Below are 22507 nucleotides of genomic sequence, written 5' to 3' on the forward strand. Positions count from 1 at the left end.
TGGTGACGAGAAGTTGGCTCGGGCCAGCGTCCCAGCGGCACGGCACGGGCCGCAACTCCGACTTTGCGGGGAGCCCGGGGCGGGACGCCGGACGGCGGCGGTCGGCCGAGGGACGTACCGCGCCGGCTGCCGCGACACCCGGGCTCGGTCGGGCTACTCCGGACGGTTGCGCGGGCAGTTCTGGTAGACGGCGAGACGCCACTGCCCGTCGCGCTTCACGACAATCCACGAGGCGCGGATCGCGGCCGTGTCCGGGAGTTCCGTCTCGCCGGCCGGGATGACGCCGCCCTGACTGATCAGGGCGACCGCGCCGGGACCGAGCGGCTTCATGTCGATGGGCTGACCGGTCACCCGGGTGCCCTTGTAGGGGCCCGCGAATCCGGCCGCCATGAACTCCAGGATCTCCGCGCGGCCCTTCTTGTACACGCCGGGCAGGATGAGCGTTCCGTCCTCGACGAACAGATCGGCGAAACCGTCGGCGTCATGCGCCGCCCACGTCTTGATCATGCGGGCGGGGAGGGCGGCGATTTCCTCCTGGTCCGCGGTCATGGCGCCGGTCGGTGCGGAATTCGTCGTCATGCGGTTCTCGCTTCCATGAGGCCGGTGGCGGCCCGTTCGGCCGTGGCGTGAGGGGTGGGCGTCGGCGTATTCGGGCGCGGACAACGGCTGCCGACGTAACGACAATCGCACCGCGACCACTTCGTTGCATCTTCGGTGTTGCCGCGCCCGATGGCGCCGGTCATCGGCATGGAGCAGGCGATCCGAATCGCGTCGGGAGCGGATGGGAATGCGACTTCTGCGCCGACCGTCAGATGGCGGCGCGTTCCTGATCCAACGGCGGTGACGGCGAATTTCCGCACCGGCGGATCCGCCCGGGTACGGGTGTCCCGCCGCGCCGGATCCCGGCCACGGTCCGGCTGCCCGGCGTCGACCGGGACCACCGGGCCTCGCGGGCCGCGTGCGGCGCGTACGAGGCCGGCCTCCGGTGGCGACCCGGCGTGACGGTGCGATCAGGGCCGCGGGCCGGGCCGCTCCGCCGGGCCGGGACCGGCCGGTGACGGGGGACCGGCCGCCCGGCGGGTCACCGCGGGCTCGTGCCCGAGGCGAGGTCGCGGTACAGTTCGGCGCCGATCTGCCGGGCTGCCGCGAAGCTCGCCCAGGAGGTCAGCTCGATGATCGCGCGGTCGTCGTGGCCCTGGGCGCGGAAGTCCTCGATGACCGAGTCGGTGACCCGGTAGGACGCGAGCGCGGCCAGCAACGCCAGCCGCGCGGCGGGCCGCTCGCTCTCCGGGAGTTCGGCGACCGCCGACTTCCACGGCGCGTCACCGCCGAGCCCGGCCGGCTCGGGCGTCCGGCTGGCCAGCTGAGCCGACACCAACCGGCGGACCCGCTCCGGCACGCTCCGCGCCCCACCGGCGTCGATCGCGGCGGCGACCCGGGCCACCGCGCCGGCGATGTGTGGTGGCCCGGCGGCCCAGGAGAGGTCGGCCGGGAGCGGAGCATCGGGCAGGAGGTCGGCGGACCGACCGGGGTCGGAGTGCCGGCTCGCCATTCCCCGCATGAGCCGGGCGGTGACCCGCCGGACCACCCGCAGCACCGGGGCGGGAGCCGGCGGCATCGGGGAGTCCTGCAGGAAGACGTTCACCATCCGGTTGATGTAGTGGAACGTGACCGCGACACCGATCAGCTCCGGCCCCTGCCCGGGTGGGAACGGCGCCGGATGCCGTGCCTGCGCCGACGGGTTCCCGCTGGCCCGGGCCCACCGCGCCAACTCCCGTACGTCCGGGTCGCTGAGGTCGTCGAACCGGTCTCCGGCGACGGCCCACGCGTCGGGTCCACGGAGCAGCCCGGCCAGGGCGGCACCGTGGACCTCGACGCAGTACGGGCACTGGTTGGCCAACGACACCGCGGCGGCCACCGCCTCCTTGACGGACCGGTCGACCAGGCCGGGGGCGAGCATCGTCTCACGCAGGAGCGACCAGCAGGCGGCGAGCGTGTCGGGTGCGGCGGCGTGCAGCATCACCGGTGGCGCGACCATGCCGAAGTCGGCTTCCATCTGCCGGTACACCCGGGCGGTCAGGCCGGTCGCGGCGCGGAGCGAAACCGGGGCGACGTGGCGGATGTGCGTCACCGACACCCGCCGGGTGGCCCGGGCGAAGAGCGTTACCACAACGGACTTCTTTCCACGTGGTATGGATCGCGGCAAGGTGCCGGCGCACGGTGCGCCGGCACCCTCTCAGCTACGCGGCGCGGGGGACCGCCCGCCGGCTGGCGGTCTCGCCCTCGGGCGACGGCGCACCGTAGCGTACCGAAACACCGCGCTCCTGCGCGGCCCGGACGATGCCGGGCATGGCCCGCTCGGCCAGGGCCGCGATCGTCATCGCCGGATTCACCGTCAGCGCGCCGGGCACGGCGGAGCCGTCGGTGACGAAGATCCCCGGATGGTTGCGCAGCTGGTGACCGTCGTCCAGGGCGGAGGTCGCCGGGTCGTCGCCGATCCGGCAGGAGGCCAGCGGGTGCACGGTGTACGCGCCCACCAGATCGTTGGTCCAGGGCATGACGCGGGCGAGCCCGTCGCGTTCCAGGGTGTCCTTGACCGCGGCGTCGGACAGCGACCAGCCGCGCCACGTGTTGGCGGTCGGGTGGTAGCGGAGCGGCCCGTTGCCGAGCATCTGCTGCGAGAGCCGGTGCGAGTTGCCGGTCTCGGGCGGCGGCCCGAAGACGCCCTCGTTGTCGTCCTCGGACATCGTGAAGATGGTGAGCCACGACTGCCAGCGCTGCATCATCTCCTTCTTGTCCACGCCGAACCAGGTCGGGCCGGTGGCGTCGGGCGCCTGGGCCAGGATCGTGCCGAGCCCCGGCGGGAAGTAGAGCTGTTCGAGGGAGAAGCGCTCGTACTCCGGGAGGCTGCCGTCGAGCTGGTCCCAGCTCGCGACGGTGGGTCCCCGGCCGATCTGGTAGGCGGCGTAGGCCTGGCCGCCGTCCCGGCTGAGGCCGAGCACCTCGCGTACCCGGTCCTCGTCGAAGACGGCGGTGTTGAGTCGCTCGCCGTTGCCGGAGAAGTAGCGGCCCACCGCGTGCGGCATCGGGCCCAGTCGCGGCTCGGAGCGCTGCAGGATGACCGGCGTGGCGCCCGCGCCGGCGGCCAGCACGACGATCTTCGCGTCGATGGCGCCCTCGTCGTGCAGGACCCGGTAGTCGAGGTCGTCGACGATCCGGTAGTGCACCCGGTAGCCGCCGTCGTCGTTGCGGGACAGGTACTGGACCTCGTGCATGGGCCGGATCTCGGCGCCGTGCGCGAGCGCGGCCGGGAGGTAGTTCAGCAGCAGCGAACGCTTCGCGTCGAACTTGCAGCCGGCCATCATCCAGTTGCAGTTGGTGCACAGGTCGAGGTCGATCGCGGAGGGCGCCGGGTTCGCGGTGCGGCCGGCGTGGGCGCAGGCCGCCGCGAAGAGCCCACCGGCGAACGGCACCTGGTCCCAGGGGGTGAGCCGTACCGGCAGGGCCTCGGCGACCCGGTCGTACCACGGCTCGAGGGTGTCCCGGCTGATGGCGGCCGGCCACATCCGCCGGCCGATGCTGCCCCGGCGTTCGAAGACGAACCGTGGCGCCCGCGGCATGGTGGCGAAGTAGACGACGCTGCCGCCGCCGACGCAGTTGCCGCTGAGCACGCTCATGCCGTCGCCGACCACGAAGTCGAAGATGCGCGTGTAGGACGAGCCGAGCAGGAAGTCGTGGTCGAACTCCTCGGCGGTGAGCCAGGGGCCGCGCTCCAGAACGGTGACTCGCGCACCGCCGGCAGCGAGATGGTAGGCCGCGATCGCGCCGCCGAAGCCGCTGCCGATCACGAGGACGTCGGTTGACTCGATAGCGGTCACGCTGGGCTGCCCGTCGTGGTGGTGTTCGGATGGATGTCGGCCAGTTGCCGGCCGTAGGAGAACTGGGGAAAGCGCCAGACACCGTCGGTGTCCGGCCGGAAGTAGCCGATGCTCAGCAGACCCGGATGGCCGGCGGCGAGCGCGTCCAGCGTGCCCAGATGCGCGGCGCTGTCGAAGGCCATGTTGCTGAACAGCGCGAGGGACACCCACATCTGTCGCTCCGGGTGCTCCGGGGCGGTGAGGAGCTGGACGAGTTCCGTGCGGTCGGCGAACGACAACGCCACGAACGGCGGCACGTCGTCGTCGAGATCGAGGTCGCGCTTCTGCGCGTACTCGCTGGCGTGGTCGTTGAGGGAAACGGCGAGTGCGTCCAGGGCGGGCGCCAGGCCGCCACCGGGCTGTTCCAGTAGGTCGATCGCGCCCGATGCCACAGCGCCGCCGCCGGTAGCGGCGCCGGCGATGGCGCGGTCGTCGGGCGAACGTTTCTCGCCGGGGATGATCGTGTCGGCGAACGCCTCGATTGTCATTGTGCGCGCCGGATCGGCGTCTAGGGCTTCGGGTTGCACGGCGTCTCTCCCAGTAGGTCGTGCTGCCGTTTGGACGGGATTGCACGCAGTCTCTGGCGGCCGGTGGGCGTGTACCAGAGTGGGCGGTTCCGTTCGCGATGGACCCATCGTTGCGGGGATAAACAGGCTGATGCATCTCCCGCGTTGCGTCGCCGGTGTTATCGGTGGTCACGCAACCTCGAAGTCGGATCATTCATGACCGATGCACAACAATCGGCAGCAGCACCAGTGCGCACATCGTCTTGCATTGAGGGGTTCCTATGGCTGTAAATGACGCCGATCCGGCCACGATGGATCCGCGCGAGTTCGCCCGGCTGGTCAAGAAAACCCCGACCGCCGAGTTGCGCCAGATGATGCACGGCGAGCGGCGTACGGCCGTCCTCGACGAGCTGTTCAGCAGCATGCCCGGGGTGTTCCGGGCCGATCGGGCGCGCACTCTCGACGCGGTGATTCACTGGGTCATCGGCGACCGGCCCGACGGCGGTACGGACACCTATGAAATGGTGATCGCGAATGGTGCGTGTGCATTGTCGCCGGCGCCCCGCGCGGAACCCAGGCTGACCCTGGCGCTCGGTGCGGTGGACTTCCTGAACCTGGTCACCGGAAACGCGCACGCGGTGGCGCTGGTCATGCGCGGCAAGCTGAAGACCAGCGGCGACCTCGCGCTGACCGCCAAGTTCCCGACCCTGTTCGACGTTCCGAAGCCCTGACGCCCGGTCGCTCCGTCGCCGTCGGCGCCCCCGGTGGGATCCGGGGGCGCCGACGGCGTCGCGGTGCCGGACGTCAGGCGGCGCGGGCCGCGTCGCTCGGCGCGCGGGTGGCCGTGCCGAGGTGCCCGCCGACGCCCCCGTGTTCCGGCCTGTCGGTGGTGGGTTCGCCAGGTGTGGACAGGCCGAACCCGTGCCCCTGCCGGGAGCGCGCCTCGACGATGCGCCGGGCCGTCGACCGGACGTCCTGCAACGCCAGCAGAACCGGCGGGTCGAGCAGCCGGAGCGGACGCAGCGCCAGGTCGGGCAGGGCGACCTCGCCGTCGTCGTGGACCCGGATCGGCCCGTGCCGTAACACGTACGGCCGTACGCCACGAGCGGCGGGCTCGTTGACCACGCCGGGCGGCAGGGCGTGCACCAGGAGGAACCAGGATCCCGGCGGTACCTTGTCCAGCAGGTAGGGCCCCGGTCGCTCGAGCACGGTGCAGCTCACCGGCCGCCCCTGCGGGATCTGCTGCGGGAACAGACCGATGAACGTGTGGCCGAGCGGGATGTCCGGAGCGGAGGAGATGGTGCCGCCGACGGTCGCCGACGGGCTGCGTGCCCCGTCCGACCGGTCGTCGACGGCGATCCGCGGTACGAGACCGCCGTACCGCCGGTAGGTCGTCGGCGACACCCCGACGCTGCTGGTGAACCGGGTGCTGAACGTGCCGACGCTGTTGTAGCCGACCCGGTGGCTGATGTCGACGACGTTCAGGGAGGTCGACACGAGGAGCTGCTTGGCCTCCTGGAGCCGCATCGCCGAGAGGAACTTCCGCGGGGACAGGCCGGTGGCCCGCTGGAAGATCCGCGAGAAGTGGAACTTGCTGAACATCGCGGTGCGGGCCAGGTCGTCGATCGTGAGCGGCTCGCCGAGGCGCTCCCGCATCAACCTGATGACCCGGTGGACCGCTTGCTCGATTGCCTTGTCCATGTCGCCTCCCCCGGTTCCCCAGGGATCCCGCCCGGGGTAGCGTGCCGCACGACCGCATCGACATGATGAGCGCAAAAATGGTTCGCGGGGCTTCAGAAAAGAGACCGCCACCGTTCGGTGGCGATCTCCCACGGCTGCCTGCCGCCCCACCACTGAGTCTCTGAGCCAATCGGCCGGGGCGCATCTTTAGGATTGCTTTCACGTGCCCTGTGACCGCGTGACCGCTTTCCGGCGGTATGGCCCACAATCGACACGCGGATGCGGTCGCCGGGGCTTTCGGTATAGGCGCACGACAATGCCGTACGGGTCGACCGGCCCCGGGCCCCGGGGCCGGATGGAAACGTCCTCGATGATCAGCCGGCGGTGGCCGGGATGTGGTCGAACTGGCCCGGCCGGCGTCCCGACCCGGCCGGCCCGCGGTACGCCTGCGCGATGTCCAACCAGGACTCGGCGTCCGGACCGGTCGCGGTCACGGCGAGGTCGGCGCGGTGCCGGCGACGGGTCACCAGCAGGCAGAAATCGACCGCGGGGCCGGTGATCCGCTGGGCGGCGTCGTCCGGACCGAACCGCCAGTGCGCGCCCGAGGGCGCGGTGAGGTCGAAGCCGAACTCCACGTCGGGCGGGGTCAGGTCACGCGCGAGGTAACCGAAGTCCCAGACCCGCACCGCGAACGCCACCAGGACCCGCAGCCGGTCGGTGTACGTGCGCCGCACCCCCAGCGCGTCGGCGATGTCCTGGCCGTGCCCGAACAACTCCATCATGCCGGCGGCGGCGAGGACGCCCGGCGGCAGCGGCCGGACCAGCCAGGGCACCGGCTGTTCCGGCGGCGCGGCGGCGAGCGCCTTCTCGGCGGCGGCCCGCACGGCCCGCCACTGCCCCAGCAGGACCTCGGGCGGGTCGTCGAGGAAGCGCTGCATGGCGCCCCGCACGTTGGCGTCGAAATCCGGCGTCAGTTTCGCGGCGATCCTGGCGAAGCCCTCCGGGTCGGACGCGGCGGTGCCGGCCAGATGGAACGTGGCCGTGAGGTGGGCGATCTGGTCTCTGATCGTCCACCCGTCGGCGGGCGTGGGCAGGGCCCACTGATCCGGCGTCAGGTTCGCCACCAGGCGGTCGACATCGTCGCCGTCGGCGACCAGTGCGGAGATGATCTGCTCATGGTCGGGCAACAGACAGTCCTTTCTGGATAGCCCGCGCCCCCGGCGTCACGAATAATTCGGGCCTGGACTTGGCGCGGTCCATTTCAGCATGACCGAGCCCTGTCGGCATTCATCTCCGTCGTTGCTGACGTGCCCGTCACCGGAACGCGGAGTCTTCCCGGTTGCGCATTTCTTCGACCGCTGCGCATTTCCGGAGACGTGGTGGCGCGTACGGCGCGCCCATGCTGAGGGCATGGTCACCTATCCGCTTTTCCGATCGGAACCGCCTGCCCCGACCCCGCCGCGGCGCCTCACCGCACCGAGTTCGTGAGACCCGGTCATGGTCGCCAGGCGGGTCATCTCCTCCGTACTCCAGCGGCAGGTCAGGTACATCAGCCCGGTGTCGCCCACTGCCGCCGCCGGCCTTGTCGCCGAGGTCTACTCGCAGGCCGCCGACGAGATGCGGGTGGTCATTCCGCCGATCCTCGCGCAGTCCCCGTCGCCGGCGGCGCTGGCCGCCTACTGGATGCTCACCCGCGAGACGCTCACCGCCACCGGTCGGGTCGACCGCGCCCGCAAGGAGGTCGTCGCGGCGGCGGTGTCGGTGGCCAACACCTGCCCGTACTGCGTCGACATGCACAGCATCGGCCTGTACGACCTGTCCTGCGAACAGACCGCGGAGGCGATCGTCGCCGACCGCGCGGGTGAGGTCCCGGACCCGGGACTGCGTGCCGTGGCCGGCTGGGCACGGGTCGCGCACCGACCGGACGAGCCGGCCGTGCGGCAGCCGCCGTTCGCCCCGTCCGACCGGCCGGAACTCGTCGGGGTGGCGGTCACGTTCCACTACCTGACCAGGGTGGTGAACGTGTTCCTGCCGGGCTTCCTCGTCCCTCGCCGGTTCGGGCCGAACGCCCGCCGCCGGTTCAAGCACGGGCTGAGTCAGGTCCTGAGTCCGCTGTTGCGCGAGACCCGCCTGTCGGGGCGGGCGCTGGCGCTGCTGCACGACGCCCCGCTGCCGGCGGACGCGGCCTGGGCCGAGGGGCACCCGGCGGTGGCCGCGGCGGTGGCGCGTTCCTTCGCGGCGCTGGACGCCGTCGGCGCGCGGGCGCTGTCCCCGGACGTGCGGCACCTGGTCGGCGAGCGCCTGTCGACCTGGCGGGGCGAGGATCCCGGGCTCAGCCGGGAGTGGTGCGAACGGCTGGTCGCCGAGCTGCCCGAGGCGGACCGCGCCGCCGGTCGGCTCGCGCTGCTGACCGTCTTCGCGTCGTACCAGGTGGACGAGGACGTGGTCGCCGAGTTCCGGGCCCGGGAGCCGGGCGACGCCGCGTTGGTGGAGGTCGTCGCGTGGGCGAGTTACGCGGCCGCCAGGCAGGTGGGCGCGTGGCAGGTGACCGCCGGGAGCAACGCACTTCCGGAGTAGCTCTTTCGTGCCGAACACACAAGTCTGTACCGAGATGTTGATATATGGGAGGGCGCATGCCGACCACGCTTGGATCGCTACGCCGGTTGGTGTTGACACCCCCGCTCCGCGAGGTGACGTTCGAACGTCGCGGGTTCCCGGGCGCGTCCTCGTCGGCGGCGAGCCGCCTCGAAGCGATCCCGCAGGCGGTGATCTGCGGCTTCGAGTGGGGGATCGACGCCCGCGACCAGTGGGAGGTGGAGCGGCGGCTCAGCCTCGTCGAGGCGGAGCAGCGGGGGTTCGCCTACGAGGGCGCCACGATGGCGTTCACCGTCCTCGACGCGATGCGCGGGGGACGCGGGCACCGAACCCGTGACCTGCTGCTCGGGCCGGGCCAGCCGCACATCTTCCTGGCCTACATCGGCATCGGCTTCGCGATGGCGAAGCTGCCGCGGGCGCTGTGGAAGCGGATCGTCCCCGACCTCGACGGCACGCCGTACCACCCGACGATGAGCTGGCTCGCGGTCGACGGATACGGCTTCGACCTGGCCTACTTCAAGACCGGGCGGTGGGTCGACGAGCAGCGGGTGCCGCCGTCGTATCCGTTCCAGGGCTGTCCGGACTACTTCCACCGTGCCGTGGACCAGGGCATCGGCCGGGCCCTGTGGTTCATCCACGACGGACGGGTCACCGACGTGGCCACGGCGGTCGGGCGCTTCGCCACCGAACGCCAGGCCGACCTGTGGAGCGGAGTCGGCCTGGCGTCGACGTTCGCCGGCGGGTGCGCGGCAGCCGACCTGGCGACGCTACGGCGACTGGCCGGGCCGCACTGGACCGAGGTGGCCCAGGGCTCGGTGTTCGCCGCCAAGGCGCGCCACTACTCGGGCACCGTGCCGCCGCACACCGAGGCCGCGATCGCCGCGCTGGCCGGGCTCACCGTCGAGAAGGCCGCGGCGCTCGCCGACGACGTCGCCGTGGCCGAACGGGACGCCGACGGCAGCCCCGCGTACGAGCAGTGGCGTCAGCGGATCCGTACCGCCGTCGCGGCGTCGACCGCGCACGGCGCGCGCTGAGCCGCCCGTCGGTGGGACCGCCCGGCGTGCCCCTGCGCCGGCCCGCCGGTGTCGCGGTGCGGGTCCGACCGGACGCGTCATCGCGCACGGGGCGCCGGGAACGCGTTCCGCACCGTTGAAGATGTGTCCGCGACATCGGACACCGCACCATTGAGAAGCAGGGCTGGGCGCGGTCGATCGAATTGACGACGACCGCGTTCGGCCCTTCCAACTCAGCGCGGCTGTGGCATTCTCCCGACGGTTTCCGGGAAACCGTGGAGGAGTTGGTCCACGCGGCGACATCGCAGTCGAGAAATGGCGACCCGCCGGAATCCGTCGAATGGCGTGACACGCGACGACCTGTGCCGGCCACCGGCCGGCACAGGTCGTGGTGTCGAGCGGGTCCTCGCCCGGATCGCCCGGGCGGCGCCGGTCAGCGCGGCTCGACCCGCGTCGCGATGAACTCGGTCAGCTCGGGCTTGATCGGACCGGCCGGCTGGGTCGTCGGCAGCTCCACCACCTGGTAGGCGTCCCGGCTGAGGCCCTTCACCTCGACCGTCGAGGGGGAGTCGGTAAGCGCCGCCACCGTGGCCCGACCGACGGCCTCCGTGCTGGACGTGTCGTTGCGGCCGGCCAGCAGGAAGGCGAGCCAGCCGCGGTACCACACGATCAGGTCGGAGAAGGCCCCCATGGTGCCGCCGAGCCCCCGGCCGGCCGCCAACGCGGTCACCTCGTCCTGGAAGACCTGTTCCATCGCGGCCACCACCGCCGACGGGTCCCCGTCCAGATCCGGGCACGAGCGGGTGGCCGGACCGAACTTCCCGAGGTACTCGTCGAACTTCTCCCGCACGAGCTCGTCGTCGGGCCATCCCGGCTGGACCAGGAGGGCGGTCACCGGCCGGGTGGCCGCCAACAGGCCCGCGACGCGCAGGGCCACCGCCGAGGAGCTGCAGTGCCCGATCACGTACACCCGGCCCTGGTCCGCGCCGGACTTCAGGAACTCGTCCGCGCAGGCCTCGGCCAGCTCCGGCAGCGGAATGTAGAGGCGCTTGCCGCTGAGCGCGCCGATGGGGTCGATCTGGAACACCGGCCGGCCCGGCAGGCGCTCGCTGAGCATCTCGCTCAGACGCGGCGCCATGGACAGCGCCTGGAAGTCGGCCACCAGGATGGGATCGGCGTCGCCGGGACTGAGCCGTCGCAGCACCGGTTCGTCGAGGTCTGAACGGGTCATGTCATCCTTATCCGCTCGGGTCATCGCGCGCCGCTCACGGCCGTCGTCGGGTGCCGGCGCGCTGATTCTTGTCGGACAACTGCGGTCTCGGGTCCGTGCCCGCCGCTCACAGCCGGGCGAGCAGATCCCTGGTGAAGAGGTCCTCCGGCGAGAGGATGCCCGCGACCACGCTGAAGTAGCGCTCGGTGAGTTCCGGGGAGTCCTGGACGGCGCGCAGGAGGCTGAGCAGGTGGGGGTCGGGGTCGAGGCGAGCGGTGACGAGGTTGGTGTGGTAGGTCGGTTTCATCTGCGTGTCCCGGGCGCTGGCGAAGCGAGCCAGGGCGGCCTGCTGGCGGACCGGGTCGTTGATCGTGGCCGACGGGTCGTCGCCGCTGGTGAGTTCGGCGGCGAGGAGTTCCGACTGGTGGAACGCGTCGGTGATGCCGTGCGCGTTGATGGAGTCCTTGTGGTGGCCGGCGTCGCCGACGAGGGCCCAGCCGGGACCGTGCGCCTGGCGGAAGAAGTTGCGTTGGTCGCCGGTTCCGTAGAGGCGCTCGGCCATGGTCGCCTCGGCGAGCCGCTCCCAGAGGGGCGGCGCGGTGGCCTGGATGTTGGCCAGGTAGGCGGCCTTGGGGTCGCGCCGTACCTGCGCGAACTGCTCCTGGGGCAGGTAGGAGGCGATCAGGGTGAGGTCGTCGTGGGTGCCGACCGCGGCGACCCAGCCGCCGGTGCGTTCGTAGATCTCGAAGTGGGCCGGAATCCCGGACCAGTAGGTGAAGTAGACACAGGTGAGGTTGGGATGTTCGGCGTAGTGGGGCGCGTCGACGAACTTGGCGACGCTGGACCGCATCCCGTCGGCGCCGATGACCAGGTTGGCCCGTTCGGTCGTCTCGGCGCCGTTCGCGGTGCGCAGCCGGACGCCGGTCACCCGGCCGTCCTCGGTGGTGAGGCCGGTGACCAGTGTCTGTTCCCGGACCTCGACGCCGGCTTCCGCGGCGGCTTCGGCGAGGATGGGGTCGAGGACGTATCGACGGGGAGCGAAGGCGCCGACCACACCCGGTAGCGTCGGCGCCGGCCCGCGCAGGTAGACGTCGGCCACGCGGTAGCTGACCGTGGTCAGCGGTGGGCAGCCGGTCTGCCGTATCCGGTCGAGCAGGCCCCAGCGGGCGAGCCGTTCGACCCCGGACTGGTGAATGTACAAGGTGGACAGCGTGTCACTCGGGTATTTGGCACGTTCCAGCAGGAGCACCCGGTGTCCCGCTCGGGCGAGCAGGAGCGCCGTTGTGGCACCCGCACAACGCGCCCCCACCACAATGGCGTCATAGGTCACCACTCCATCGTCGGGCCGGTCACCGGCCCGACCAACTCTGCTCGTGCCCGACCTGCCGCCGGCTGTCGCCCCGATCCGGAGATCGAACCGGGCCGAAGCGGAGCGCAGCGGGCGATGCCGGCGTATCCGGTGCCGGGTGGACGACGCGCGTGGCCGGGCCCCGGTGACCGGTGTCGCGTTCGCCGTCGTATTCGGTGGCGGTCGCCCTACCTGATGATTCCCGCCAGGAAAAGGGCCTTCCGGGTTCACCGCGTCGTCCGGAATGACATTCGAGCGGGTGTGCCGCGACGTCGCGTCGGCGCGTATCGCATTGTCGGCGGCGATGGCGGACATTCGCGCCCGATTCCGACCTGGCCCAGATTCGCGTACCTCGGACTGGCTTGTCCGGCTGCGGATCGTCGCCAATCTGGCGAAGCCCATGTTCCGGGCGCTCCGGCTGGCCGAACGCCTCGGCGGCGCCGCGCTGCCGGCCCGGCTCACCGGCGGCGGCGGCGCGAACAGCCTGGTGCGGTGCGGGGCCGCCCCGCACGCGGCGGCGACCGGCCCGACGAGCACGACAGCAGTGACGGCCGCGGTCCGCGTCTGTCCCGAACGTTTTGCCACTGCTTGCTGGTCAATGGCCAGGTCGGAATGGTGGACGACTGTCGACCTGGGCAATTGATCTCCGCCTTCTGTCGGCAATCGTCATTCCCTTGACGAAACTTTCGGCGATGATAATATCGTCTACGCTCTATGCGCCGGACGGGATGACGCAACACGGGTTGTCGCTCGTACGACCCGCTGCACATCGCCGGCATTCCGGCCGGTCACGTGACCCCCGATCCAATTCACCGCCGACTTGTCCTGACAGGAGCAAGCCATGTGGAGACAGCACGTGCCGAGACTGCACATCCCTCGCGTCGCCGGCCTCGCGGCGGCGCTGGTCCTGGTGGCCAGCACGGGCCTGGTCGCGGCACCGGGCAGCACGGCCTTCGCCGTCACGCAGGTGTCCTCGAGCGTGCAGGGCTCGGACCACCGGACGTACACCGCCACCAACCACCTCACGGCGGCGGCGTTCCGCGGCGGTCCCCGTGAGTGGCTGCTGGCCTGGGCCGGTGCGGCGGACGCGTCGAACCCGGCGGCCAAGGACTTCATCGCCGTCATCGACGCGACCCGGGGCTCGCGGACCTACGGGCAGGTGGTCAACACCGTGACGTTGAGTCCGCAACGTCAGAACGAGCCGCACCACATGCAGTACATCTGGCACAAGGGCCAACGGATCTTCGCCGCGAGCATCCTGAGCGACACCGCTTACGTGTTCGACTCGCGGAGCCTGCCGGTGCTCCGCCTCACCGGTGTGAACCTCCCCGTCGACACGCCGTGCGGCTCCGCGCCGGACGCGTTCTGGTCGCTGCGCGACGGCACCGCCTACGCCACCTACCTCGGCGGCCCCGACATCGCCGGGCCCTGCCGCTACACCAACGGCCAGGTCCGCGTCGGCAACGGCGCCAACGGCTCGCCCGGCCAGGTGGTCCGGATGTCGGCCGACGGGCGCACGCTGGCCGAGATCCCGATGGCGCTGCCGAACGGCGAGGACCCGGCGATCTGCCACAACCGGCCGAGCATCACGCCGGCGACGTGCGCCAACCCGCACGGGCTCCAGGTCCGCGAGGACCTCAACGTGCTGGTCGCGAGCGACTTCGCCGAACTCAGGAGCTTCCTCGAACCCTCCGATGTGGAGACCGACCCGCTCCTGCTGCGGACCAGCATCCGGGTCCTGGACATCACCAACCGGAACAATCCGAAGCTGCGCTCGGTGTCGTACCTGCCCGACGGGCCGCGCGTGGACGACTCGATCGCCGTCAACGAGAACCGCATGGTGATGGAGAACGCGCTCACCAACCAGCGTCGGCACCGGGGCGCCTTCGCCTCCACGATGGCCGGCGGATCGATCTTCTACACCCCCGACATCACCAGTCGCTCGCCGAAGTGGCGGGAGATCTTCGACGACACGGCGGCGTACCGCAGGTTCGATCCGACCGGCGTGCTCACCGGGTCGAACGCCGGCGGTAGCTGGTTGCAGGTCACCCCCGACGACCGGTTCCTGATCCACACCGTGATGGGTACCGACCCGCGGTTGCCCCGCGACGTCACCAGCGGCATGGTCTTCGTGCTCGACATCCAGAAACTCCTCGCGTCCGGGGCCAACCCCGCCTGCAACATCGACACGATCGAGGAGGTCGCTGCCGGCGGGGCGGAGTCCGACTGTCCCGCCCTGACCAGTGTCGTGCCGGTCGCCGACAAGGTGACGCCGAACATCGGCGTCGGGCCGCACTGGGGCAGCCAGGACATGTTCACCCGGGACCGGAACGGCTTCTACCGGGAGGCCGACCACATCGAGCGGGTCGCCACCTCGAACTACTTCGTCGCCAAGACCGGCCTCGACGGTGACCACCGCATCTGCATGTTCAACTTCGACCGCGCCGGCGTCCTGTCCCCGGACACCGCGTTCCGGGACGAGCAGACGCACCAGTCGTGCGTGAGCTTCAACCGCCAGGACTGGCCGCACGGCAGCGTCGGCGTGGCCCGCCCGCACGGCGTGCTCTTCGTGGTCAGCGACAAGGTCCTCCGCTGACCGGGTAGCAACGCCGGACAGACAGTGCACCGGACGAGGCGCGGCGACCGCTGCGCCTCGTCCGCTGTCCGGGTGTCGCGCGGGGTGTCGGTCAGGGCAACTGGCCGCTCACCGCCGTGACGGTGCCGTGGGGCACCCAGGTGGTGCTCCGGTGGTCGTGGCCACCGGCGCCCGGAACGAACAGCTGGCTCGCCGCGTAGAGGCGCAGCGGCCCGGCGGGCACAGCGCGCCGGCGCATCCACGTCAGGTACCCGACTCCGGTCGGCGGTTCGAGCGGGAACAGCTCGGAGAGCTCGGTCAGGTACGCCGTCGCGGCGTCGTCGCGCACATCGAAGCGCAGCGGCAGCAGCGGACCGCTCGGGATGGCCAGCAGCGGCCCGGTGAGCAGCCATGGCGCCAGGTAGCTGCCCTGCGCGGGCAACCGGTCGGCCGCCACCGCACGGAGCGTGGTCTCGGCCGCCGCCCATCCGGACACCACCAGCAGCGGGTGGTCGCCGGGGTCGGTGACGCGGAGTTTCCCGGCGGCAGCGGCGGCCTCGACGAGCTGCCGGGCCGCGACGCCCCGGGGCGAGTCGTCGGACCGGACGGAGATCGCGGTGACGCCGCGCCCCGCGATGAAGGACACCATCGCCCGCAGCGCGTCGGCGTCCTCGGCGGTCAGCTCCTGGGCCGGACAGGCCGCCAGGGGTCGCCCGGTGCCGGCGAGTACGGCTCCCAGGCTCGCGCTGGCGCACTCGGGGCCGTCGGGGGTGGTCACGTCCGGGCCGGGGCCGGCCCGGCCCGTGTCGACGGCGAGGGAGGCGGTGGCGCCGCCGTGGGCGAGCCAGAGCCGGCTGCGGCCGGCCGGCAGCCGGACCAGCCCCCACGATCCGGTGGTGCCGGGCCGGGCGCCCGCCGCGGCCAGCCGGCCCGGGTCGAGGCCGACCCGCACGTCGTCGGCGCCGACGTGGACGAGGTTCCAGCCCGGGCGCTGCGGGGTGACGAGCACGGGCAGCCGGTGGCCGGCGGCGTCGACCTGCCGCACCATCGGGATCCCGACGTCGGCCGGCGCGGGCGGCAGTGGGACACCGACCAGCCCGACGCCCGCCACCAGCGCGGCCGCCGCCGTCACCGCCTGGAGCCGGCGCGACGCGGGCCCGATCGTCACCGCCAGGGCGGCGAGCCCGAAGTACGCGACGCTGAGCCAGCCGAACGTGAACCACAGCAGCGTGGCGTCCAGCCGCACCTCGCCGCGCACGCAGGACGCCGTGGCGACGCCGGCGGTGACCAACGCCGCGCCGGTGGCCACCGGACCCAACGCGACCCTGCCGGCGCCACGGCGACCGGCCAGCATCGCGGAGATCGCGCCCACACAGCACATCGCGGCCAGGAGCCCGGCGGCGGTGAGTGCCCGGGCCGGGGACCCGTCCGGCACGGCCTGCAGGACGCGACCCGCGCCGAGGACCGCGCCGAGCGCGAGCGCCGCCCGGGGGCGGGTCACCAGCCACGGCAGCGTCAACGTGCCGAGCGCGAGGAGGACCGAGGGCACCACCGCGGTGCCGCACGCCTGGATCGCGCCGATGTCCGCGACGGCGGCGACGACCGCGGCGACGGAGGTCCGCGACCGCTCCGCCCGGCCGCCGCCCCAGGCCGTCGCCACGGCCGCCGCGGTGGCCAGCAGGCTCAGGCAGTGGATGACGACCGCGAGGCCACCGCTCGGGGCCACGCCCGCCGGGGCCTCGTGATCGTGCGCCTGCGCCCAGGCCGGGGCGGTGCTGATTCCGACCGCCACGGCGGCCAGGACGGCCACCGTCCCGGCGCGGTAGACGTGGGTCCTCATCGGACGCGGCTGCTGACGACACGGCGCAGGATGATCGGCACCGGCGACTCCAGTCCCAGGCAGTTACGACGATCAATCACCTACCGCACCATAGACAATGCGGTCACGGAATTCCATGTCGTCCGTCCGCGACGCCGGCGGGCCGGTGGGCGTCCGGGCCGGGCCCGGACCGGTCCGACCGGCCCGTCGACCACCGCCCGTGCGCGCGGTCGCGGGCCCGCCGAGTGGCGCCGCCGGCGGTCGGGGCGTACGGCCGTGTGCCGGCGGACGCGCCGCCGATCCCGTTCACCGTCGTTTTCGGCGGCAGCCGCGCCGTCCTGACGATTCGAGCCGGAAAATGGGGAACCGCGAGTCACCGCGGCTCTCGAAACACCATTTGAGCGCCTACGTCACGACACCGCTCACGCGCGTCTTCTATTGTTCGGGGCAATGGCGGACATGCGCGTCCGGTGGCTGGCCGGGGCGCATCGGTGATGACATGTCGCAGGCCGGTACGCATACCGCGGCGCTGGCCGTCGGACCTGCCAGGATGTGGGCCGCGGCGGACAAAACGACGGGCGAGCACTCCCGGAGATGCGCCGCCGGAAACAGGGTGTGATCCTGGGTCATCGACCGGTGTGAGCGAGCGATGTCCTTTACCTGGTTCTCGTGATAACGAGAACCAGCGCCGCTTGCCTCAGGTGCGTAGCAGAGCATCGGACCGCCATATGGCTCAACAGTCCAATCAAAGTCGAGCGTGAGTGGAGCAGCCGTGACAACGCGCGTCAGTGATCAGGAAACGCCGGATTCCGCTGCTCCGGCGGAGGAGCTCTTGGGTGAGTTGTTCGCGGCGCAGGCAGCCCGGACCCCCACCGCGGTGGCGGTGGTGTCCGGGAACGTGTCGCTGTCCTATGCGGAGCTGGACGCGAGGTCGAACCGGCTGGCCCGGTACCTGGCCGCGCACGGCGCCGGGCCGGGCCGGCTGGTCGCGGTGGCGACCGAACGGTCCGCGGAGATGATCGTCGCGGTCCTGGGGGTGCTCAAGTCCGGCGCGGCCTACCTGCCGATCGACCCGGCCAACCCCGCCGACCGGATCGCGTTCATGCTCGCCGACGCCGCCCCCGCCGCCATCCTCACCTCGCGCGCCCTGGCCACCACCACGCCGGGCTCGGCGTCGGACGGCGGACAGCCGGGCGCGCGCGACGGGCTGACGATCATGCTGGACGACCCGGCGGTGCAGGCCGAGGTGGCCGCGTTGCCCGACACCGCGGTGTCCGACGCGGACCGCGTCGCGCCGCTGTTGCCCGGACACCCGGCGTACGTGATCTACACGTCGGGCTCGACGGGCCGGCCCAAGGGCGTCACGGTGGAGCACCACTCCGCGGCGTGGTTCGTGTCGTGGGCGGCGTCGACGTTCGGCGCGGACCGGTTCCGCCGGGTGCTGGCGTCGACGTCGTTGAGCTTCGACGTGTCGGTGTTCGAAGTGTTCGGACCGCTGGCCTGCGGCGGGTGTATCGAGGTGGTGCAGGATGTGCTGGTGCTCGCGCGGGGCGGCTGGTCGGGCAGCCTGATCAGCACCGCCCCGTCGGCGATGGCGGGGGTACTCGCCGCCGCGGAGACGTCCGCGACCGCGCAGACGGTCGTGCTGGCGGGCGAGGCGCTGACCGGGCCGGTGCTGCGGGCCGTGCGGGCGGCGGTGCCCGACGCCCAGGTGATCAACGCGTACGGCCCGACCGAGGCCACGGTGTACGCCACCGCCACCACCGGGGACCTGGCGGCCGGGCCCGAGCGGGACGACCGCCCGGTGCCGATCGGCCGGCCGCTGCCGGGCGCGCAGGTGTACGTGCTGGACGACCGGTTGCGGCCGGTCCCGATGGGGGGGACCGGCGAGCTGTACCTCGCCGGCGCGGGGCTGGCGCGGGGCTACCTGAACCGGCCGGCGTTGACGGCGGACCGGTTCGTGGCGTGTCCGTTCGGCACGGGGGAGCGGATGTACCGCACCGGGGACCTGGTCCGGTGGTCCGCTGACGGCGAACTGGAGTTCCTCGGACGCGCCGACGACCAGGTGAAGATCCGGGGACTGCGGATCGAGCCGGGTGAGATCGAGGCGGTGCTCGCCGCGCAGCCCGGGGTGGGCCGCGCGGTGGTGGTGATGCGGGAGGACCGCCCCGGCGACCCGCGGCTGGTCGGCTACGTGGTGCCCCGGCCCGGCGGCCAGGTGGATCCGGCGGCGCTACGGCAGGAGGCCGCCCGCAAGCTGCCGGGATACATGGTGCCGGCCGCGGTGATGGTGCTGGACACGCTGCCGCTGACGGTGAGCGGGAAGCTGGACCGGCTGTCCCTGCCGGCGCCCGACTTCGCCGCCGCCGCCGGTGGTCAGGAACCCAGCACCCCGCAGGAGGCGGTGCTGGGTGAGCTGTTCGCGCAGGTGCTGGGCGTCGACCGGGTCGGCGTCGAGGACAACTTCTTCGACCTGGGCGGTCACTCGCTGATGGTGACGCGGTTGATCAGCCGGGTGCGCTCGGCGCTCGGCGTGGAGCTGGACATCCGGACGGTGTTCGAGAATCCGACGGTCCAGTCGCTGGCCCGGTCGCTCCGCGAGGCGACCGGCGCGCGTACGCCGTTGACCCGGGTGGTGGACCGGCCGGAGCGGCTGCCGTTGTCGTTCGCGCAGCAGCGGTTGTGGTTCATGAACGAGTACGACGGCCCGAGCCCGTTGTTCAACGTGCCGTTCGCGTGGCGGCTGCGCGGCGGGCTGGACGCGGAGACGCTGATGGCCGCGCTGCGGGACGTGGTGGGCCGGCACGAGGCGCTGCGTACCGTCTTCGCGGTCGCCGACGGCCAGCCGTACCAGCGGGTGGTGGACGCCGCGGTCGCGGTGCCGCAGGTGACCATGGCGGTGGCCGACGAGGCCAGCCTGCCGGGCCTGCTGGAGCAGGCCGTGCGGTACGTCTTCGACCTGGCCGGCGAGCTGCCGCTGCGCGCGTGGCTGTTCCGGACCGGGCCCACCGAGCACGTGCTGGTGCTGGTGATGCACCACACCGCCAGCGACGCCTGGTCGGCCGAGGTGCTGGTACGGGACCTGAGCGAGGCGTACCGGGCGCGGCTGGCGGGGCGGGCGCCGGAGTGGGCGCCGCTGCCGGTGCAGTACGCCGACTACACGCTGTGGCAGCGCCGACTGCTCGGCGAGGACCGCCACTCCGACGGCGTGCTGGCAGGGCAGCTCGATTTCTGGCGCTCCGCGCTGGCGGGGTTGCCCGACCAGCTCGACCTGCCGGCCGACCGGCTGCGCCCGCCGCAGCCGTCGCATCGTGGCGGCCTGGTCGAGCTGGAGCTGGACGCCGGGTTGCACCGCGGTCTCGAGGAGGTGGCGCGCGCCAACCGGGTGACGGTGTTCATGGTGTTGCAGGCCGGGCTGGCCATGCTGCTGTCGCGCTCCGGTGCGGGCACCGACATCCCGATCGGCACGATGGTGGCCGGCCGCACCGACGAGGCGCTCCACGATCTGGTCGGGTTCTTCGGCAACACGCTGGTGCTGCGGGTGGACCTGTCCGGGGACCCGAACTTCAGCGAGCTGCTGGGTCGGGTGCGGGAGCTGGACCTGACCGCGTTCGCCAACCAGGACGTGCCGTTCGAGCGCCTCGTGGAGGAGCTCAACCCGGTCCGGTCCGCCTCGCGGCACCCGCTGTTCCAGGTGATGCTCACCATCGACGACGACACCAGCCAGCAGTGGCAGGTGCCGGGCCTCGAGGCGCGGGCCGAGTCGCTGGCCGGTGAGACGGCCAAGTTCGACCTCAGCATGTTCTTCCGCCCGGAGTACGAAGCCGACGGCTCGCCGGCCGGGATCCGCTACTCGTTCGAGTACGCCCGGGACCTGTTCGACGAGTCGACGGTGCACGCCCTCGGCGGCCGGTTGGCGCGACTGCTGGACCAGGCCGCAGCCGAGCCGACCCGGCGGATCAGCGAGCTGGACCTGCTGACGCCGGCCGAGCGGGAGCTGGTGCTGCACCGGTGGAACGACACCGCCCTCGAGGTGGAGGCGGCGACGGTGCCGGGGGTGTTCGCGGCGCAGGTGGCCCGGAACCCGGAGGCGGTCGCGGTGGTCGACAGCCGGACGAGCCTGACCTTCCGGGAGCTGGACGAGCGGTCCAGCCGGCTGGCGGCGATGCTCGTGGACGCGGGCGTCACCGCGGAGTCGCGGGTGCTCGTCGTGATGCGGCGGTCGTCGCAGCTGTGGGTGGCGCTGCTGGCGGTCCTGAAGGCGGGCGGCGTGTACGTGCCCGTCAACGTGAGCTGGCCGGAGTCGCGGATCGCGTTCGTGGCCGGCGACGTGGACAGCGTGGCGGTGCTGTGCGACGAGGAGCTGACGGACCTCGCCGAGCGGGTGCGCCCGGACGGGGCGCCGATCCTGTTGGCGACCGCCGGGGACGCCGCCGCCGGGGCGCGGGAGGACTTCCGGGACGCGGAGATCCACCCGGACCAGTTGGCGTACGTGATCTTCACGTCCGGGTCGACCGGGGTGCCCAAGGGCGTCGCGGTGACCCACCAGGACGTGGTGGACATGGTGCGGGATCCGGGCTGGCCGGCGGGCGTGCACGAACGGATGCTGGTGCACTCGCCGCACTCGTACGACATCTCGACGTACGAGCTGTGGATCGCGCTGCTGCGCGGCGGCACGCACGTGGCGGCGCCGCCGGAGGAGATGAGCATCTCCCGCCTGGCGGAGGTGATCGCCTGGGCGGCCCCGACGGCCATGTGGCTCACGTCGGCGCTGTTCGACGCGGTGGCGGCGGAGCAGCCGTCGGCGCTCGCCGGGCTGCGGATGGTGGTGGTCGGCGGCGACGCGGTGTCCGGCACCGCGGTGCGGCGGGTGGTCGAGCGGTGCCCGGGCGTGCTGATGGTGAACGGGTACGGGCCGAGCGAGTCGACCACGTTCACCACGTTGCACGCGATGACCGAGTTCTCGGACGAGCAGGCGGCGCAGCCGGTGCCGATCGGTGGCCCGATGGCCAACATGCGGCTGTACGTGCTCGACGGCAGCCTGCGGCCGGTGCCGGTGGGCGTGACGGGTGAGCTGTACATCGCCGGCGCGGGCATGGCGCGCGGGTACATGAACCGACGCGGGTTGACCGCCGAGCGGTTCGTGGCCTGCCCGTTCGAGACGGGCGAGCGGATGTACCGCACCGGCGACCTGGTCCGGTGGAACGCCGACGGCCTGCTGGTGTTCGTGGGACGCGTCGACCTGCAGGTGAAGATCCGGGGCTTCCGGGTCGAGCCGGGCGAGATCGAGGCGGTGCTCGTCGCGCAGCCGGAGGTGGGCCAGGCCGCGGTGGTGGCCCGGGAGGACCGTCCCGGTGACCGGCGGCTCGTGGCGTACGTGGTCCCGACGCCCGGTGGTCGGGTGGACCCGGCGGCGGCCCGGCAGGAGATCGCGCGGACGCTGCCGGAGTTCATGGTCCCGTCGGCGGTGGTGGTGATGGATGCGTTGCCGCTGACGGTGAACGGGAAGCTGGACCGGCGTGCGTTGCCGGTGCCGGACTACAGCGCGGTGGCCAGCGGCCAGGCGCCGGGCACGGCGCGCGAGTCGGTGCTGTGCGACCTGTTCGCCCAGTCCCTGGGTGTCGACCGGGTCGGGGTCGACGACAACTTCTTCGACCTGGGCGGCCACTCCCTGCTCGCCGCCATCCTGCTGGCCCGGCTGGAGGACCAGCTCGACATCAAGATCGGGCTGAAGGCGTTCCTCGCCAACCCCTCCGTCAAGGGCGTCACCAGCTACGTGTCGTCGGCCGACGCGCCGAAGCCCAGCGCCCCCGTCAACGCGGTCTGAACGCGGAAACGCACCGG

15 protein-coding genes are annotated in these 22507 nt (G+C 72.2%); 6 read left to right on the forward strand and 9 right to left on the reverse strand.

The annotated features are described in order from the left end of the window. Nucleotides 1–153 precede the first annotated feature (153 nt). From ACZ6O5_RS00390 to ACZ6O5_RS00405, 4 genes are all read right to left on the reverse strand, one after another. Nucleotides 154–579 (reverse strand): SgcJ/EcaC family oxidoreductase, encoded by a 426-nt coding sequence (locus tag ACZ6O5_RS00390; RefSeq protein WP_465973675.1) that lies wholly within the window; start codon nt 577–579, stop codon nt 154–156. Nucleotides 580–1081: 502 nt separating this feature from the next. Beyond that, nucleotides 1082–2170: a carboxymuconolactone decarboxylase family protein gene (locus ACZ6O5_RS00395; RefSeq protein ID WP_465973677.1), complete on the reverse strand. Its 1089-nt coding sequence runs from the start codon at nt 2168–2170 to the stop codon at nt 1082–1084. A gap of 70 nt (nt 2171–2240) precedes the next feature. Beyond that, the gene (locus tag ACZ6O5_RS00400) at nt 2241–3878 is read right to left on the reverse strand and encodes an FAD-dependent oxidoreductase (RefSeq protein WP_465973679.1); all 1638 of its coding nucleotides are present in this window, start codon (nt 3876–3878) and stop codon (nt 2241–2243) included. Further along, nucleotides 3875–4405 (reverse strand): DUF5987 family protein, encoded by a 531-nt coding sequence (locus ACZ6O5_RS00405; protein ID WP_465974309.1) that lies wholly within the window; start codon nt 4403–4405, stop codon nt 3875–3877. Before ACZ6O5_RS00405 ends, ACZ6O5_RS00400 begins: the two co-directional genes overlap by 4 nt. A 299-nt stretch (nt 4406–4704) precedes the next feature. Between ACZ6O5_RS00405 and ACZ6O5_RS00410 the strand changes: the two genes are divergently transcribed. After that, nucleotides 4705–5154 carry an SCP2 sterol-binding domain-containing protein gene (locus ACZ6O5_RS00410; RefSeq protein ID WP_465973681.1) on the forward strand — a complete coding sequence of 150 codons (450 nt, stop codon included), beginning with the start codon at nt 4705–4707 and terminating at the stop codon, nt 5152–5154. Between the two features lie 73 nt (nt 5155–5227). Here the strand turns inward: ACZ6O5_RS00410 and ACZ6O5_RS00415 are convergent, their stop codons facing one another. Both ACZ6O5_RS00415 and ACZ6O5_RS00420 read right to left on the reverse strand, forming a co-directional pair. Continuing rightward, nucleotides 5228–6124 (reverse strand): helix-turn-helix domain-containing protein, encoded by an 897-nt coding sequence (locus ACZ6O5_RS00415; RefSeq protein ID WP_465973683.1) that lies wholly within the window; start codon nt 6122–6124, stop codon nt 5228–5230. 353 nt (nt 6125–6477) lie between these two features. Next, nucleotides 6478–7290 carry a TIGR03084 family metal-binding protein gene (locus ACZ6O5_RS00420; RefSeq protein ID WP_405090068.1) on the reverse strand — a complete coding sequence of 271 codons (813 nt, stop codon included), beginning with the start codon at nt 7288–7290 and terminating at the stop codon, nt 6478–6480. Nucleotides 7291–7600: 310 nt separating this feature from the next. On the opposite strand from ACZ6O5_RS00420, the gene ACZ6O5_RS00425 reads away from it, so the two are divergent. Continuing rightward, nucleotides 7601–8680: a carboxymuconolactone decarboxylase family protein gene (locus ACZ6O5_RS00425; protein ID WP_465973685.1), complete on the forward strand. Its 1080-nt coding sequence runs from the start codon at nt 7601–7603 to the stop codon at nt 8678–8680. A gap of 56 nt (nt 8681–8736) precedes the next feature. After that, the gene (locus tag ACZ6O5_RS00430) at nt 8737–9732 is read left to right on the forward strand and encodes a DUF1702 family protein (RefSeq protein ID WP_465973687.1); all 996 of its coding nucleotides are present in this window, start codon (nt 8737–8739) and stop codon (nt 9730–9732) included. A gap of 412 nt (nt 9733–10144) precedes the next feature. Here ACZ6O5_RS00430 and ACZ6O5_RS00435 read toward each other — a convergent pair whose 3' ends face one another. Together ACZ6O5_RS00435 and ACZ6O5_RS00440 are read right to left on the reverse strand one after the other, a co-directional pair. After that, complete coding sequence (locus tag ACZ6O5_RS00435) at nt 10145–10942, reverse strand: hypothetical protein (protein WP_465973689.1); 798 nt, start codon at nt 10940–10942, stop codon at nt 10145–10147. Nucleotides 10943–11048: 106 nt separating this feature from the next. Further along, complete coding sequence (locus ACZ6O5_RS00440) at nt 11049–12254, reverse strand: FAD-dependent oxidoreductase (protein WP_465973691.1); 1206 nt, start codon at nt 12252–12254, stop codon at nt 11049–11051. A gap of 259 nt (nt 12255–12513) precedes the next feature. Here ACZ6O5_RS00440 and ACZ6O5_RS00445 point away from each other — a divergent pair, with 259 nt between their 5' ends. Together ACZ6O5_RS00445 and ACZ6O5_RS00450 are read left to right on the forward strand one after the other, a co-directional pair. Next, a complete protein-coding gene (locus ACZ6O5_RS00445) occupies nt 12514–12912 on the forward strand; it encodes a hypothetical protein (RefSeq protein WP_465973693.1) in 399 nt (132 codons plus the stop codon). 198 nt (nt 12913–13110) lie between these two features. Next, on the forward strand, nt 13111–14865 hold the full coding sequence (locus tag ACZ6O5_RS00450; RefSeq protein ID WP_281942511.1) for a hypothetical protein: 1755 nt from the start codon (nt 13111–13113) through the stop codon (nt 14863–14865). A 91-nt stretch (nt 14866–14956) separates the two neighbouring features. Here ACZ6O5_RS00450 and ACZ6O5_RS00455 read toward each other — a convergent pair whose 3' ends face one another. Continuing rightward, entirely contained in the window at nt 14957–16684 is a 1728-nt protein-coding gene (locus tag ACZ6O5_RS00455) for a hypothetical protein (protein WP_465973694.1), read from the reverse strand. A gap of 811 nt (nt 16685–17495) precedes the next feature. Here ACZ6O5_RS00455 and ACZ6O5_RS00460 point away from each other — a divergent pair. After that, nucleotides 17496–22490 (forward strand): amino acid adenylation domain-containing protein, encoded by a 4995-nt coding sequence (locus tag ACZ6O5_RS00460; RefSeq protein ID WP_465973696.1) that lies wholly within the window; start codon nt 17496–17498, stop codon nt 22488–22490. Nucleotides 22491–22507: the final 17 nt, after the last annotated feature.

The organism is Micromonospora sp. NPDC049201 (assembly GCF_055586805.1).